The organism is Bacillus swezeyi, from assembly GCF_001969815.1.
In the GTDB taxonomy this organism is placed as follows: Bacteria; Bacillota; Bacilli; order Bacillales; family Bacillaceae; genus Bacillus; species Bacillus swezeyi.
In genome coordinates, this window is record NZ_MRBK01000012.1 from 1 (window position 1) to 15,711 (window position 15,711).

Annotated in this window: 10 protein-coding genes and 17 tRNA genes; 25 read left to right on the forward strand and 2 right to left on the reverse strand. The window is 46.2% G+C overall.

What is annotated here, in order from left to right:
- The first annotated feature begins 1 nt into the window (after position 1).
- The 22 genes from BTA30_RS11165 (at position 2) to BTA30_RS11270 (ending at position 9,638) form a co-directional block, all read left to right on the forward strand.
- Positions 2 to 76, forward strand: a tRNA-Gly gene (locus tag BTA30_RS11165).
- Positions 77 to 85: 9 nt separating this feature from the next.
- Positions 86 to 171 (forward strand) — tRNA-Leu (locus BTA30_RS11170).
- A gap of 9 nt (positions 172 to 180) precedes the next feature.
- Positions 181 to 257: transfer RNA gene (locus tag BTA30_RS11175), tRNA-Arg, on the forward strand.
- Positions 258 to 267: 10 nt separating this feature from the next.
- Positions 268 to 344 (forward strand) — tRNA-Pro (locus BTA30_RS11180).
- 6 nt (positions 345 to 350) lie between these two features.
- Positions 351 to 423: transfer RNA gene (locus BTA30_RS11185), tRNA-Ala, on the forward strand.
- A 31-nt stretch (positions 424 to 454) separates the two neighbouring features.
- Positions 455 to 528, forward strand: a tRNA-Met gene (locus tag BTA30_RS11190).
- A 5-nt stretch (positions 529 to 533) separates the two neighbouring features.
- Positions 534 to 610 (forward strand) — tRNA-Ile (locus BTA30_RS11195).
- A gap of 7 nt (positions 611 to 617) precedes the next feature.
- Positions 618 to 710 (forward strand) — tRNA-Ser (locus BTA30_RS11200).
- Between the two features lie 27 nt (positions 711 to 737).
- A tRNA-Met gene (locus tag BTA30_RS11205) sits at positions 738 to 814 on the forward strand.
- A 39-nt stretch (positions 815 to 853) separates the two neighbouring features.
- Positions 854 to 930, forward strand: a tRNA-Asp gene (locus BTA30_RS11210).
- A 17-nt stretch (positions 931 to 947) separates the two neighbouring features.
- Positions 948 to 1,023: transfer RNA gene (locus BTA30_RS11215), tRNA-Phe, on the forward strand.
- Positions 1,024 to 1,044: 21 nt separating this feature from the next.
- Positions 1,045 to 1,120, forward strand: a tRNA-His gene (locus BTA30_RS11220).
- An 8-nt stretch (positions 1,121 to 1,128) separates the two neighbouring features.
- Positions 1,129 to 1,199 (forward strand) — tRNA-Gly (locus tag BTA30_RS11225).
- A gap of 15 nt (positions 1,200 to 1,214) precedes the next feature.
- Positions 1,215 to 1,291: transfer RNA gene (locus BTA30_RS11230), tRNA-Ile, on the forward strand.
- A gap of 6 nt (positions 1,292 to 1,297) precedes the next feature.
- Positions 1,298 to 1,372 (forward strand) — tRNA-Asn (locus tag BTA30_RS11235).
- A 1-nt stretch (position 1,373) separates the two neighbouring features.
- A tRNA-Ser gene (locus BTA30_RS11240) sits at positions 1,374 to 1,464 on the forward strand.
- Between the two features lie 10 nt (positions 1,465 to 1,474).
- Positions 1,475 to 1,546 (forward strand) — tRNA-Glu (locus BTA30_RS11245).
- Positions 1,547 to 1,726: 180 nt separating this feature from the next.
- The gene (glgB, locus tag BTA30_RS11250; protein ID WP_076761328.1) at positions 1,727 to 3,610 is read left to right on the forward strand and encodes a 1,4-alpha-glucan branching enzyme; all 1,884 of its coding nucleotides are present in this window, start codon (positions 1,727 to 1,729) and stop codon (positions 3,608 to 3,610) included.
- Entirely contained in the window at positions 3,607 to 4,746 is a 1,140-nt protein-coding gene (locus tag BTA30_RS11255; RefSeq protein WP_076761329.1) for a glucose-1-phosphate adenylyltransferase, read from the forward strand. The genes glgB and BTA30_RS11255 overlap by 4 nt, the downstream gene beginning before the upstream one ends.
- Before the next feature lie 25 nt (positions 4,747 to 4,771).
- Positions 4,772 to 5,800, forward strand: a complete 1,029-nt coding sequence (locus BTA30_RS11260; protein WP_076761330.1) for a GlgC family sugar phosphate nucleotidyltransferase — start codon at positions 4,772 to 4,774, stop codon at positions 5,798 to 5,800.
- Positions 5,797 to 7,278 carry a glycogen synthase GlgA gene (glgA, locus tag BTA30_RS11265; protein WP_076761331.1) on the forward strand — a complete coding sequence of 494 codons (1,482 nt, stop codon included), beginning with the start codon at positions 5,797 to 5,799 and terminating at the stop codon, positions 7,276 to 7,278. The genes BTA30_RS11260 and glgA overlap by 4 nt, the downstream gene beginning before the upstream one ends.
- Complete coding sequence (locus BTA30_RS11270; protein WP_076761332.1) at positions 7,239 to 9,638, forward strand: glycogen/starch/alpha-glucan phosphorylase; 2,400 nt, start codon at positions 7,239 to 7,241, stop codon at positions 9,636 to 9,638. The genes glgA and BTA30_RS11270 overlap by 40 nt, the downstream gene beginning before the upstream one ends.
- A gap of 32 nt (positions 9,639 to 9,670) precedes the next feature.
- Here the strand turns inward: BTA30_RS11270 and BTA30_RS11275 are convergent, their stop codons facing one another.
- Together BTA30_RS11275 and BTA30_RS11280 are read right to left on the reverse strand one after the other, a co-directional pair.
- Positions 9,671 to 10,423 carry a TraR/DksA C4-type zinc finger protein gene (locus BTA30_RS11275; RefSeq protein WP_076761333.1) on the reverse strand — a complete coding sequence of 251 codons (753 nt, stop codon included), beginning with the start codon at positions 10,421 to 10,423 and terminating at the stop codon, positions 9,671 to 9,673.
- A 108-nt stretch (positions 10,424 to 10,531) separates the two neighbouring features.
- Positions 10,532 to 11,464: a 1,4-dihydroxy-2-naphthoate polyprenyltransferase gene (locus BTA30_RS11280; RefSeq protein WP_076761334.1), complete on the reverse strand. Its 933-nt coding sequence runs from the start codon at positions 11,462 to 11,464 to the stop codon at positions 10,532 to 10,534.
- A gap of 267 nt (positions 11,465 to 11,731) precedes the next feature.
- Here BTA30_RS11280 and BTA30_RS11285 point away from each other — a divergent pair, with 267 nt between their 5' ends.
- Genes BTA30_RS11285 through menH form a run of 3 tightly spaced genes read left to right on the forward strand, consistent with a single transcriptional unit; the run spans position 11,732 to position 15,704 of the window.
- A complete protein-coding gene (locus tag BTA30_RS11285; protein ID WP_076761335.1) occupies positions 11,732 to 13,156 on the forward strand; it encodes an isochorismate synthase in 1,425 nt (474 codons plus the stop codon).
- Complete coding sequence (gene menD, locus BTA30_RS11290) at positions 13,153 to 14,892, forward strand: 2-succinyl-5-enolpyruvyl-6-hydroxy-3-cyclohexene-1-carboxylic-acid synthase (RefSeq protein ID WP_076761336.1); 1,740 nt, start codon at positions 13,153 to 13,155, stop codon at positions 14,890 to 14,892. The genes BTA30_RS11285 and menD overlap by 4 nt, the downstream gene beginning before the upstream one ends.
- On the forward strand, positions 14,880 to 15,704 hold the full coding sequence (gene menH, locus BTA30_RS11295) for a 2-succinyl-6-hydroxy-2,4-cyclohexadiene-1-carboxylate synthase (protein ID WP_076761337.1): 825 nt from the start codon (positions 14,880 to 14,882) through the stop codon (positions 15,702 to 15,704). Before menD ends, menH begins: the two co-directional genes overlap by 13 nt.
- Positions 15,705 to 15,711: the final 7 nt, after the last annotated feature.

Consider the following 15,711-nt stretch of genomic DNA (forward strand, 5'->3'; position numbering starts at 1 on the left):
TGCGGAAGTAGTTCAGTGGTAGAACACCACCTTGCCAAGGTGGGGGTCGCGGGTTCGAATCCCGTCTTCCGCTCCAACCATCCACGCCGGGGTGGTGGAATTGGCAGACACACAGGACTTAAAATCCTGCGGTAGGTGACTACCGTGCCGGTTCAAGTCCGGCCCTCGGCATTGACATATGCGCCCGTAGCTCAATTGGATAGAGCGTTTGACTACGGATCAAAAGGTTAGGGGTTCGACTCCTCTCGGGCGCGCCATTATGTGTAACGGGAAGTAGCTCAGCTTGGTAGAGCACATGGTTTGGGACCATGGGGTCGCAGGTTCGAATCCTGTCTTCCCGACCATTCTTTGGGGCCTTAGCTCAGCTGGGAGAGCGCCTGCTTTGCACGCAGGAGGTCAGCGGTTCGATCCCGCTAGGCTCCACTTTGTTATCTCTATATTAAATCTATATCATGGCGGTGTAGCTCAGCTGGCTAGAGCGTACGGTTCATACCCGTGAGGTCGGGGGTTCGATCCCCTCCGCCGCTATTAAAGGACCTTTAGCTCAGTTGGTTAGAGCAGACGGCTCATAACCGTCCGGTCGTAGGTTCGAGTCCTACAAGGTCCACCATTATTACGGAGGAATACCCAAGTCTGGCTGAAGGGATCGGTCTTGAAAACCGACAGGGGTGTCAAAGCCCGCGGGGGTTCGAATCCCTCTTCCTCCGCCATACATTCTCTATATGATTTATTATCATCGCGGGGTGGAGCAGTTCGGTAGCTCGTCGGGCTCATAACCCGAAGGTCGCAGGTTCAAATCCTGCCCCCGCAACCAAAACAATTCATGAGAAGTACCCGAAGGGTGCAGCTAAATGGTCCGGTAGTTCAGTTGGTTAGAATGCCTGCCTGTCACGCAGGAGGTCGCGGGTTCGAGTCCCGTCCGGACCGCCACTAAAATTTAAATACTTGGCTCGGTAGCTCAGTTGGTAGAGCAACGGACTGAAAATCCGTGTGTCGGCGGTTCGATTCCGTCCCGAGCCACCATTTACAATTTGATATATTTTGGCGGTTGTGGCGAAGTGGTTAACGCACCAGATTGTGGCTCTGGCATTCGTGGGTTCGATTCCCATCAATCGCCCCAATAAAAATGCGGGTGTAGTTTAGTGGTAAAACCTCAGCCTTCCAAGCTGATGTCGTGGGTTCGATTCCCATCACCCGCTTCATTTGCATATCATGGGCCTGTAGCTCAGCTGGTTAGAGCGCACGCCTGATAAGCGTGAGGTCGATGGTTCGAGTCCATTCAGGCCCACCATGATATTCCACAGTAGCTCAGTGGTAGAGCTATCGGCTGTTAACCGATCGGTCGCAGGTTCGAATCCTGCCTGTGGAGCCATGGAGAAGTACTCAAGTGGCTGAAGAGGCGCCCCTGCTAAGGGTGTAGGTCGTGTAAGCGGCGCGAGGGTTCAAATCCCTCCTTCTCCGCCATTTCAAATATGGCCCGTTGGTCAAGTGGTTAAGACACCGCCCTTTCACGGCGGTAACACGGGTTCGAATCCCGTACGGGTCATCATTTAAAAACCCCTGTATCAAATAGATACAGGGGTTTTTTGTATGACTTCAGTCAATTGGTTTGAAAGCTGTTGTTGAATTTTGTCAATAAAAAGAAGCGCTTTCATAAGAGGGATCGATCCATTTTCTGCGAATAAATGAGTAATCTTTAAATATAGTGGCAGAAAGGATGAAATCAATGACTGATGTGAGTGCCGCAGATTTTGAAATGCATCTGTTTCATGAAGGCCGCCTTTATGAAGGCTATAGATTATTCGGCGCTCATCAGACAGAGCAGGATGGCCAAATAGGCTTCCGGTTCTGCGTTTGGGCTCCTCATGCTAAAAAAGTCCGAATCGTCGGGACGTTTAACGGCTGGTTCGGATTGACACATCAGATGCGAAAGCTGAGTCATGAAGGCATATGGGAATTGTTTATCCCTGGAGTTGAAGAGGGGGAGTTGTACAAATATGAAATCACGACAGCTGCAAATGAAACGAAACTAAAGGCTGACCCTTATGCTTTCCTTTCTGAAGTCAGACCGAAAACAGCGTCCATTACTTATCGGCTGCCGGGATTTGAATGGAACGATCATAAATGGCTGAAGAAGAAAAAGCGTAAGGCCGTTTATGAAAAACCGGTTTCGATCTATGAGCTTCACATCGGTTCATGGAAGAAGAAAGCCGATGGGAGCTTCTTCACGTATCGGGAAATGAGTGGAATGGTTATTCCTTACGTAAAGGAGCATGGTTTTACTCATATCGAGCTGATGCCGATTACTGAACATCCTTTTGATCGTTCATGGGGCTATCAAACAACGGGATATTACAGTCCGACAAGCAGGTATGGAAAACCGCATGATATGATGTATTTTATCGATCAGTGCCATCAGCATGACATCGGCGTCATTCTTGATTGGGTTCCCGGCCATTTCTGCAAGGATGAGCACGGCTTGTATTTATTTGACGGAACGCCTTTGTATGAATATATACATGAGCATGACAGGGAAAATTGGGAATGGGGAACCGCGAATTTTGATTTCGGAAAACGCGAAGTTCACAGTTTTTTAATATCGAATGCGCTGTATTGGATTCAAATGTATCATATAGATGGATTTCGAGTCGATGCCGTCGCAAACCTCCTGTATTGGCCAAACCGTCCTCAGCCTGAAGCCAACGGTTTTGCGATCGAATTTATCCAATCCTTAAATGAACAAGTTTTTGCTAAAGATCCGCATTTTCTGATGATAGCAGAGGACTCCACAGACTGGCCGAAGGTGACACATCCGACTGATGAAGGCGGTCTAGGGTTTAACTATAAGTGGAATATGGGTTGGATGAATGACATTTTAACCTATATGGAAACCCCTCCTGAACAAAGAAAGCACCTGCATCATCTTGTTTCTTTCTCCTTAATGTACGCCTACTCTGAAAATTACATCTTGCCGTTTTCCCATGATGAAGTGGTTTACGGCAAAAAGTCTCTGCTTCATAAAATGCCTGGCGACTATTGGCAGAAGTTTGCTCAATACCGCCTGCTGATCGGTTTTTTCATTGCACATCCCGGAAAAAAGCTTCTTTTTATGGGCGGGGAGTTCGCCCAATTTGATGAATGGAAGGATGATGAACAGCTTGATTGGTTTTTAGAGGATTTTGAGATGCATCATAAAGCTGAGAACTTCACAAAAGACGTTTTTCACATCTATAAAAACAGCAGGATTCTTTACGAAAATGATCATCGTCCGCAAGGCTTTGAATGGATTGATGTCCATAATGCGGAACAATCCGTTGTATCGTTTATCCGCTATGGAAAAAAGCCGAACGAAGCGCTGGTCATCGTCTGCAATTTTACACCGGAAGTTTATCACGGCTATCAGATCGGCGTCCCTTTTCAAACCGAATATGTTGAAATTTTAAATAGCGATGATAAAGCCTACGGCGGTTCGCATCAAATCAATCTGAAACATCTCCAAGCACAAAAAGGCGTTCTGCATGGCAAACCAGCCTGTATTAGCATGACTGTCCCCCCGCTTGGGATCTCGATTCTCAGAGCGGTCAAAAAGAGAGGAGTGAAAAAGGGATGAAAGACCAGTGTGTGGCCATGCTTTTAGCAGGCGGAAAAGGAAGCAGGCTGAACGCTTTGACAAAACATTTGGCTAAGCCTGCGGTTCCGTTTGGCGGAAAGTACAGAATCATCGATTTTGCCCTCAGCAACTGCACAAATTCTGGAATCCATCATGTCGGTGTACTGACTCAATACCAGCCGCTTTTGCTGAATTCATATATCGGTATAGGTGAAACATGGGATCTTGACCGGAATAACGGCGGGGTTGCGATTCTGTCTCCTTATGCTGAGGCATCAGAAGTGAAGTGGTATAAAGGGACGGCAAGCGCCATTTATGAAAATCGCCATTTTTTAAAAGAGCGTCAGCCTGAACATGTGCTCATTTTATCAGGGGATCATATATACAAAATGGATTACGGAAAGATGCTTGAATACCACATTGAAAAACAGGCTGATGCCACCATTGCTGTCATTGAGGTTAACTGGGCTGAAGCCGGCCGTTTCGGGATTCTTCACACAAACGATCAGATGGACATTACTTATTTTGAGGAAAAGCCGAAATATCCGAAAAGCAATTTAGCTTCGATGGGTGTTTACATTTTTAAATGGAGCGTGCTTGAAGAGGCATTGGAACAAGATGAGAAAAAAATGGATTCCAGCCATGATTTCGGCAAGGACATTATTCCTGCTCTTCTTCATGAAAAAAAGAAGCTGAATGCATATCCGTTTCAAGGCTACTGGAAGGATGTCGGGACGATCAGAAGCTTGTGGGAGGCCAATATGGATTTGCTTGGAGACCATCCCGCGCTTGATCTGTTTGAGCGAAACTGGCGAATTTACTCGGTCACGCCTGACCTTCCGCCCCAATTTATTGCTGAACAAGCGGAAGTAAAAGAATCTCTCATCAGTGAGGGGTGCGCCGTCTATGGAGCGGTAGCCCGATCGGTTGTTTTTCAAGGCGTCAGTATCGGCAGGCACTCCAAAATCAAACATTCGGTGATTATGCACGATGCTGAAATCGGAGATCATGTTGAACTAGAAAATGCCATTGTTCCACCCGGAATGCGGCTTCCGGACGGCTTTCGCGCCAAGTCTGAGAATGATGAGGTTCTGCTTATCACAGAGGAGTTTGTAGAAAAACATAAGGTTGTCTAATCAACTGGGAGAGGCGGGGATGCCAATGAATAATCAAATGCTGGGAATTATTGATGCAGCCGTAAATCAGCAGTCTCTTCAAGATTTAACCGCCGGACGTTCCATTGGAGCTGTCCCGTTTGCGGGCAGATACCGGCTGATTGATTTTGCTTTATCAAGTATGGTCAATTCAGGTATTCGAAGTGTTGCGGTATTTTCCAGGCCTCCGTATCGCTCCTTAATGGATCACTTGGGATCTGGTCAGGAGTGGGATTTAAATCGGAAAAGAGACGGTCTGTTCTTTCTGCCTGCTTCACTATCTCATGATGAAAATGCCGGGCTGGGATCATTTCATCAGTTTGCCGAACATCTTGATTATTTTAAGAGAAGCACACAACAATATGCAGTCATCACCAACAGCTATACAGTCTGTCAAATTCCGTTTCAATCTGTTCTAAAAAAACATCTTGAATCAGGCTGTGATCTGACTGAAATATGTCAGGAAGGTAAGCCTCTTGGCATGTACGTGACGGCCAAAAAGCTATTAAAAGAAATGATTGAGGGTCATCAGGAAACAGGGCTGCGGTCATTTGAAGAAGCCGTCGAAAAGGAACGGAACTCGCTTTCTATCTGCCGTTATGAGCATTCGGGATATACCGCTGTTATCGATACGCCGGAAACCTATTTGCTTCACAGTCTGAAACTGATTCATCCGGTGTTTTGGCAGCAGATTTTTCATTTGGAGCACCCTGTTTACACAAAAGTGAAACATGAACCTCCAGTGAAATATTCACAAAATAGCAGTGTGAAACAATCGATCATCGCAAACGGCTGCGTGATCGATGGTGAAGTCGAGAATTCGGTGCTGTTCCGCGGGGTTTATGTAGGCAAAGGAACAAAAATTAAAAACAGCATTGTGATGCAAAAAACACAGATTGGAGAAAATTGCCGTTTAGAACATGTCATCTGTGACAAAGACGTCAAGATCGGCCATGACATCGAAATGTCCGGGACAATAAACCTTCCGTTTATGCTGAAAAAAGGAGCCGTGCAAGGAGCGCTGATGAACTCTTGAACATATTATTCGCTGTTTCTGAATGTGTGCCGTTTGTAAAATCGGGGGGGCTCGCAGATGTAGCCGGGGCTCTTCCGAAGGAGCTTGCCCTTTTAGGAGTTGAAACGGCGGTGATGATGCCGAAATACAGCTTGATTGCCGAAGACTTCAAAAAGCGCATGAACAAAATCGCCGAGTGCGAAGTATCCGTCGGTTGGCGCAGGCAGTATTGCGGTATTGAAGTCCTTGAGCATGACGGTATTCATTATTATTTTATCGACAATGAATATTATTTTAAGCGCGGTACACTTTACGGCCATTATGATGACGGAGAAAGGTTCGCTTTTTTTTCGCGGGCCGTCTTAGAAGCTTTATACACGCTGGATCTGGCCGTTGACATCATTCATACACACGATTGGCATGCAGCCATGATCAATTATTTATTGAAAGAGGAATATGGGAAAAAGCCATTTTACCAAGACATGAAAACCGTACTGACGATTCATAACCTTCAATTTCAAGGAGTCTTTCCGAAGGAGACCGTTCATGATCTGCTTGGACTTGATTTATCCCACATGACCACTGACAGGCTTGAGTTTTATGGAAACGCCAATTATATGAAAGGCGGAATCATGGCGGCTGATCAAGTGACAACAGTCAGTCCGACATACCGCAATGAAATTCTGACGCCTTATTATGGCGAGCGGCTTGAAGGCGTCCTCTCCGAAAGGCAGGATGTCCTGACAGGAATTTTAAATGGGATCGATAAGACAATATACGATCCTTTGCATGATCCTCACATCGATTATCACTATGACGCAGAAAATCTTGCCGGAAAACGGAAAAACAAAACCGTGATTCAGCAGATGCTGGGGCTCACTGAAAATGAAAAAATTCCGGTCATCAGTATGGTCACAAGGCTTACAAAACAAAAAGGCATTGACCTGATCAAAAGAGTTCTGCACGAATTGCTTGAAGAAGAAGAGATGCAGATCATCGTTTTAGGGACCGGCGAAACAGAATTCGAAAGCTATTTCCGCTATATGGAGTACGCATTCCCGAGAAAATGCAGGGCATACATCGGATTCAGCGAACCGCTCAGCCATAAGATTTATGCCGGAAGCGACCTTTTCTTAATGCCTTCTAAATTCGAGCCGTGCGGGATTGGACAGCTGATCGCCCTCACATATGGAGCGGTTCCGGTCGTCAGGGAAACAGGCGGTCTTCATGACACCGTATCGGCTTACCAGGAAAAAACCGGGGAAGGCAACGGATTTACATTCACCCATTTTAATGCCCACGATATGAAGTACACGATCAAAAGAGCGCTGTCCTTTTATCATCAAAAAGATATTTGGAATGACATTGTCCAAAAAGCGATGACACAGAATGTGGGCTGGGCCGAATCAGCCCGGCAGTATCAGCAGATATTCGACCGGGTGACAAGGGGGGAAGCGTCATGTTCTCGTGTAAAGAAAGCTTTAAACAAAGCTTTTTAAAACGGCTTGAGAGGCTGTGCGGCAAAAGCTTTCACGATTCATCAAAACTTGATCAGTACCAGACGCTCAGCATGATGGTCAGAGAATATATCAGCTCAAACTGGATCGGGACGAATGAGCAGAGCCGTTCCAACCAAAACAAACAAACGTACTATTTATCGATTGAATTTCTGCTGGGCAGGCTTCTCGGGCAAAATTTGCTTAACCTCGGCGTACGCGGCATTGTCCAAAGGGGTCTTGGCGAGCTTGGCATTTCTCTTGATGACATTGAAGAGACCGAAATAGATGCGGGGCTCGGAAACGGGGGCTTGGGCAGGCTTGCGGCTTGCTTTTTGGATTCGCTGGCATCGCTTGACCTTCCAGGGCACGGGATGGGGATTCGCTATAAACACGGGTTTTTTGAACAAAAAATCGTTGACGGCCATCAGGTCGAGCTTCCTGAACAATGGCTGAAGCACGGGTATGTCTGGGAAATCCGCAATGCGGATCAAGCAGTCTGTGTTTATTTTGGCGGTGAGGTTAAGATGGCCCAGGAAGGCGGCCGTCTGCGCTTTTGGAATGAAAATGCCGAAGTCATCACAGCCGTGCCTCATGATATTCCTGTGATCGGCTATAAAACAAAGACGATCAATACCCTCAGGCTGTGGAATGCCGAGCCTTGCAGTCTCCAGCACGAGCAGAATATCTTGAAGTATAAGCTGGATACAGAGGCCGTATCAGAATGTTTATATCCGGATGACACACATGACGAGGGGAAAGTCCTCCGGCTCAAGCAGCAGTATTTCTTAGTATCCGCAAGCCTGCAAAGCATTGTAAAGAGCTACAAAAAAAATCATCGGTCTCTATACGACTTCCACAAAAAAGTTTCGATCCACATTAATGACACACATCCCGCTTTAGCCGTGCCGGAGCTGATGAGAATCCTGCTCGATGAAGAAAAAATGACCTGGGAGGAAGCGTGGTATATAACAGTACATACGATCTCATATACGAACCATACGACGCTTGCCGAGGCTCTTGAAAAATGGCGGATTGACTTATTTAAACCGCTTCTGCCGAGAATTTTTATGATTGTTGAAGAGATCAATGAACGGTTTTGCGAATGGCTGTGGGAAAAATACCCGGGAGATTGGGACAGGATTGAAAAACTGGCGATTATCGCTCACGGAGAAGTGAAAATGGCACATCTGGCGATTGTCGGAAGCTACAGTGTAAACGGCGTTGCCAATATTCACTCCAACATATTAAAAGAGCGTGAAATGAACGGCTTTTATACCGTTTTTCCTTCTAAATTCAACAATAAAACAAATGGCATGTCACATAGAAGATGGCTTTTAAAAGCAAATCCGCCGCTGGCTGACCTCATTACCGAAGCGATAGGGGACAAGTGGATCAAAGATCCGGAAAGTCTGCTTGAACTCCAGCCGTATGCTCATGATGCCGCGTTTATTGAATCGTTTCAAAAAATAAAAAGGCAACGAAAACAGATTCTGTCAGACATCATAAAAAACAGCACAGGCTTTGCCGTTCATCCCGACAGCATCTTCGACGTTCAGGTGAAACGGCTGCATGCCTATAAGCGGCAGCTTTTAAATGTAATTCATATGATGTACCTTTACAACAGGCTGAAGGATGATTCCGCGTTTTCCATTTATCCGCAAACATTTATTTTTGGAGCAAAAGCATCGCCGACTTACCATTATGCCAAAAAAATCATTAAGCTGATCCATTCTGTCGCACATAAAGTCAACCATGACCCTGAAGTCAGACACTCAATGAACGTCATCTTTATGGAAAATTACCGTGTGTCTTCAGCTGAACGGATTTTTCCGGCTTCAGATGTCAGTGAGCAAATCTCTGCGGCAAGCAAAGAAGCTTCCGGCACCGGAAACATGAAATTCATGATTAACGGGGCTTTAACGATCGGAACGCATGACGGGGCCAATATTGAAATGCTGGAGAGAGTGGGTCCCGACTGTATTTATACGTTTGGTTTAAAGGCGGATGAAGTGCTTCATTATGGCGAAAAAGGCGGTTACCGATCACGGGAATACTATCAGCATGATGCAAGAATCAGACAGGCGGCAGATCAGCTGATCAGCGGATTTTTTGAAGGTGAAGCAGATGAATTTGAACAGATTTATGATTCCCTTCTCGCACATAATGACGAGTATTTTGTGTTAAAGGATTTTGCGTCATATGCAGAAGCCCAGGAAAGAATTCAAAAGGATTACCGGAATAAACGGCTTTGGGCTGAAAAGGCCGTCACAAATATTGCCCATGCTGGCTATTTTTCAAGTGACCGCACGATAAGGGAATACGCGGACGATATCTGGGGCATTAAGCCGCACCCCCGCTAACGGCAAAATGCTAAGCCCCTTCTGCCGGGGGCTTAGTCATCCTCTGTATATGGTTCTTTTTCCGCCGGAGGCAGGTCTCCGAATGAGGTCATGATGCCCTCTTCATCAAGCAGTTCTTCATATTTTTCATGCTCTTTCGTCGGATAGACCGTGATTTCTTTTCCCGTAATATCTGTCGCGGCATAATTTTCGTAGTCTTCGACATAACCAAGCGGCTCTTCATATTCCATGTACATTTGGCTGTATGACAGCGGAGGGACAGCTAAATCCTGCGGTGTTTCCGAATTGCCGTAGCGCTCGACATCCTGATAAGCGTCCTCTGAATCGTATGCCACATTTTCATCATCTTCATCTCGTTCAAAATGGCCGAAAGGAGGGTTTAACACTTCTTCTTCGATCGGACGGTCTTTTGATACAGATACTGTTGAGGAATGCTCACTGCATGTCGTTGCCGTAGGCAGCACGGAGAGCCTTTCGTAAGGAATGTCTTTTCCGCATACTTCACAACGGCCGTATTCTTCTTTTTCAATCAAAGATAACGCATGCTCGATATCGTGTAAATGCTCCCTTTCATGCTCGTAAAGGGCAAGATCTTTTTCCCGCTCGTAAAGCTCTGTCCCTTCATCTCCAGGGTGATTGTCGTAAGAGGACAGCTCCCCTGTTGAGTTGAAAGGATATGTGATATCCATGCCAAAATGGCCGCTGTCTTTAAACCGGCTCACAATCTGTTCTTTGCCGGCTTTCAGTTCATTTTCAAGTTTTGTCAACTGTTCCTTTGTTAGCACATGTATCGCCCCATTTCTAAAAAGTGCTGCCTTTTTAGTATGAACGAATTTAAACAGAACTTTCATTGTAAAAAAAGCAAAAAAAAGAGCCTGCTAAGGGCTCTTTTTTTAGAAAATATATTGAATGGCCAAGGCAAGCGCAAGCAGAAGGCCGAAAAATGTGTTCGTCTGCGCCGTTGATTTCATCGCGACCATCAGATCGGCCGGTTTTTCTTTCACCTTGAATTCTTTGATCGCTTTAATCGGTTTCGGAAGGCTTAAAAGAACAAGGCAGCTCCAAAAAGAAATGATCCCGAACACGATGTACAGACCGATTAATAAATAAGAAACAATGAATACCCAGCTTAATATCTGTACGGCATTTTTTCTTCCTGCCAAAATCGGAAGCGTCTTTCTTCCGTTTTCCTTGTCTCCGACCAAATCGCGGATGTTGTTGGAAAGGTTGATTCCCCCGACTAGAATCGTGATCGGAAGCGAAATCAGAAAGACATTCCAAGCCAGTCCGCCGGTCTGGATATAGTAGGAAATGAGGATAATCATCATCCCCATAAAGACGCCGGACATGATCTCGCCGAATGGCGTATAAGAAATGGGAAGAGGGCCGCCTGTATAAAGGTATCCGACGGCCATGCAAATTAATCCGACGAGCGCCAGCCACCAGCTTGAAGACACACATATATACACACCGAGCACAACGGCTGCCAAGAAGAGGCCGTATGCCAGATATAATACCGTTTTTGGCTTCATTCCGTAGCGGACGATGGCTCCTCCGATACCGACCGAGTTTTCATTATCGAGCCCGCGCACGTAATCGAAATACTCATTAAATAAATTTGTTCCAATTTGTATCAGGATCGAGGCTGATAGCATAGCTAAAAACAGCCATATATCAATTCGCCCTGCCTCAAGGGACATGACCGTCCCGAGTGTAACAGGGACAAATGCGGCTGTCAGTGTATGCGGTCTTGTTAACATCCACCATACACGCCATTTTTCCGGCTTTATTTCAGAAACACTCCCTGAAAGTGATTGATGCTGCATAAAGTTTGACTCCTTTAGTTTTAATACGTACACGTCCATACTAAGTTTAGAAAAAGTTAAAAAAGGTGTCAATATAATGGGTGATATTGTTAGAAAAAAAGCGGCCGGAACACTGGTGAAAAATAATAAACCACCTTGTCTTTTTCAATTGGCCGATTACGTTTATAATAGTAAGGGCACCTGTTAACAAAGTGTCGTTTTGTTGACACACATCGTACACAGGTGTATGGTTATAAAAGCATTTTACGGATTTTGGAGGAATGTATCATGGTGACAACAGTGCAGCGCACCTTCCTTCGGGAAGCGCCTGAAGCATTAAATGTAGTCAAAAAAGTCAACCATGCTGTTTTAATAAGTTATTCCAGAAAAATAGAAGGCCTAGACGCCCTTTCCTTTTTCAAAAGCGGAGAAGAAAAATATGCCGGCAACCGGTTTTTTTGGTCTGATCCTGAAGGGGAAATGACGCTTGTCGGCCTGGGAAAAGAAATAACGGTTTCCACTGATCAAAAGGATGCCGGCCGCTATCGGGATATACATGAAAAATGGGAGCGCTTAAAAGAGAAAGCATATCATTTCCATGAAGGTGAAAGAAGGAGTCAAACGCCAGCAGGGCCTTTGCTGTTCGGCGGTTTTTCTTTCGACCCATTGGAAGAACGAGATCAACATTGGAATGGCTACCAGGAAGGCGCTTTTTTTATTCCCTCTGTCATGCTGACGCGGGACGGAGAGGAATCATTTTTAACACTAAATCAATGGAAAGCTCCCAGTGAAGATGTTCAATTTGTTCTTGCTCATCTAAAGTCCGCTGCTTCTCAGATCTTAAAACAAAATGTTCTTCAGGAAAATGAGAAGGAACATCCTCTGTGTGAGGGCAGGGAAGAGCTGCACCTTCCGCAGTGGTTTGACGCGATTCGCCAGGCGACAGATGACATCAAAACAGGCAAATATGATAAAGTCGTACTGGCAAGAGAAACCCTTTTGACGTTTAACAAACCTGTTCAGCTTCATGACGTATTGTGTAATCTTATGTCTGAACAAAAAACAAGCTATATTTTCGCTATTGAGGAAAACGGCAAAAGCTTTGTCGGCGCTTCTCCTGAACGGCTCATTAAAAAAGATGCAGACAAGGTGCTCTCCACCTGTCTCGCGGGCTCGATCAAAAGAGGCGAAAATGAACAGGAAGACCGGATGCTCGGTCTTGAGCTGTTAAACGATGAGAAAAATTTAATTGAACACAACATTGTCGTCAACATGATTTTCAAGGCGTTTTTATCAAACTGCAGCCATGTCAAAAAGCCGGACAAGCCGGGATTGTACAAAACAAAAAATGTACAGCACCTTTATACACCGGTTGTCGGCAAAATGAATGAGGAATCCTCCCTGTTTCATTTAATCGAGCAGCTCCATCCAACACCAGCCCTCGGAGGAGCGCCTCAGCACAAAGCAGTTGAGGTCATCCGGAATATTGAACCGCTGTCAAGAGGATGGTATGCGGCGCCGGCAGGATGGATTGATATGCGCGGCAATGGAGAATTTGCGGTTGCGATCAGGTCAGGGCTGATTGAGTCGAAAGAGGCCAGGCTCTTTGCGGGCTGCGGGATTGTCGCCGATTCCGATCCCGCGCTGGAGTATGAAGAAACGCAAATGAAACTGAAGCCAATGCTGTCTGCTCTTGGAGGCGATACCCGTTGACTGAAAATCCGATTACAAAATATATAGGAAACTTTATTGATGAGCTTTCACTTGCAGGCGTAACTGAAGCGGTCATCTGCCCGGGATCAAGATCAACGCCGCTTGCGATTCTGGCGGCTGCTCATCCGGATTTGAACGTTCATGTTCATGTTGATGAAAGATCTGCCGGCTTTTTTGCGCTGGGAATGGCAAAGACGAAACGAAAACCCGTCGCTTTGATCTGTACGTCCGGAACGGCAGCGGCCAATTTTTACCCGGCAGTGGTTGAAGCTCATTATTCAAGAATACCGCTCATCATTTTAACGGCTGATCGGCCGCACGAGCTTCGCGAAGTAGGAGCACCTCAAGCGATTGATCAGCAATTCTTATTCGGCAACTTTGTTAAGTATTTCACAGACTCGGCTCTCCCTGATATCCATCCGGATATGCTGGCATATATTCGTTCTTTGGCGGGGCGGGCTGCCGGAGAAGCGGCAAAAGCGCCGTGCGGTCCGGTCCATATCAATTTTCCATTGAGAGAGCCGCTGATGCCAAACCTAGATGATGAGCCGTTCCAAAGAGTGAGAAACCGCCGCCATGTGTCGGCCGCAAGCGGTCACGCCTCCGCTGACAAAAACGAGCTTGAAGCTTTAAGCGCTTTGATCCGTGAGACTGAAAAAGGTGTGATTGTTTGCGGAGAGCTTCAAAATGAAGACGCGGCCCCGCATATTTTATCTCTTTCAAAAGCATTGGGGTACCCAATTTTGGCTGATCCGCTGTCAAACTTGAGAAACGGCAGCCATTCTAAAGAAACGGTCATCGATGCGTACGATTCATTTTTGAAAGATGAAGAATTAAAGCAATATCTCATGCCTGAGCTTGTTATCCGCTTTGGGCCGATGCCGGTATCAAAACCGCTGTTCCAGCTATTAAAACAAAATCCAGCTATCCGGCAAATCGTCGTTGATCCTGATGGCGGCTGGCGAGACCCGACACAGCAAAGCTCCCACATGCTGCATGCTGCTGAACAGGAATTTGCCGCCTTTATGGAAGCCTCGCTTACCGAAAAGAAATCTTTCGGCTGGCTCGAAAAATGGCAGTTTGCCAACAACCGATTCCGCCATCATTTAAGAAATCTTGAAGCTGAGGATCTTACATTTGAAGGAAATGTTTATCGACACCTGCAGCATTATATCCCGGAAAACAGTTCTCTGTTTGTCGGCAACAGCATGCCGATTCGTGATGTGGATACATTTTTTGAAAATCAGGAGCGGTCTTTTCGGATCTTTGCCAACAGGGGAGCCAACGGAATTGACGGAGTGGTGTCGACCGCCCTCGGCATTTATGCCGCAACAAAAAAACCGGTCACCCTTGTGATTGGAGATTTGTCTTTTTATCACGATTTAAATGGCTTGCTTGTCAGCAAAACGCTCGGCATCCCGTTGACAGTCGTTCTTGTCAACAATGACGGGGGAGGCATTTTCTCATTTCTTCCTCAGTCTGCTGAAGAGAAATATTTCGAGCAATTATTCGGAACGCCTACAGGACTGGAATTTGAACATGCCGCCAAACTGTACGGGGGACAATATGTATGTCCAGAATCCTCCGCTCATTTTGCCGACGCTTATTTATCTTCCGTCAACCGCCGCGGCCTCGATATTATTGAAGTGAAGACGAAGCGCGAGACCAGAGTTCAGCACCATCGCCAGATGCTTGATTCGGCGCTTCATGAAATCAGAAAAGAGTGGCCGTTTTGAAATTGACATTAAAAGACGGCGTCTCTTATGCAATCGAAGACACCGGCGGATTACCAGCAGAAAAAACGGCGGTTTTTCTGCACGGCTTTACAGGAAGCGCAAAAACTTGGGACGAAGTTGACGGATACTTTCAGGGAATCCGCCGCATCAAAGTCGATCTGCTCGGACACGGCCGAACCGATTCGCCTGAAAATGAAAGCCGCTACAGCACGGAGAAGCAAATCGCCGATCTTGCGGAGATTTTTGATCTGTTGAAGCTGAAGCAGGTGTATTTGATCGGCTATTCCATGGGGGGAAGGCTTGCCTTATCCTTTGCGATGACTCATCCTGGCCGCGTGACAGCCTTCGTTTTAGAAAGCAGCTCTCCGGGTCTTCAAACACCTGATGAAAGACAAAAACGAAGGGAGCAGGACAGCCGTCTCAGCGAGCGGATTATAAAAGAGGGGATAGAACCTTTCGTCAATTACTGGGAGAGCATTCCGCTGTTTGCTTCCCAGCTTTCGTTGGCTGAATCCAAAAGAAACAAAATCCGCGAAGAACGGCTGAACAACAATCCGCTCGGGCTTGCCAACAGTTTAATCGGCATGGGAACCGGTTCACAGCCTTCCTGGTGGGACAGGCTTGGTGAAATCACATATCCGTCTCTTCTCATTGCCGGCGGCCTTGATCAAAAGTTTGTCGGGATCAATCAAAAGATGAATCGGCACATCCCCGAATGCCGTCTAGTCGTGGCTGAAAAAGCAGGCCATGCGGTTCATGTGGAAGAACCCGATTTTTTTGGTAAAATAGTAAGTGAATTTATTTTAAAATAGGAGGTCA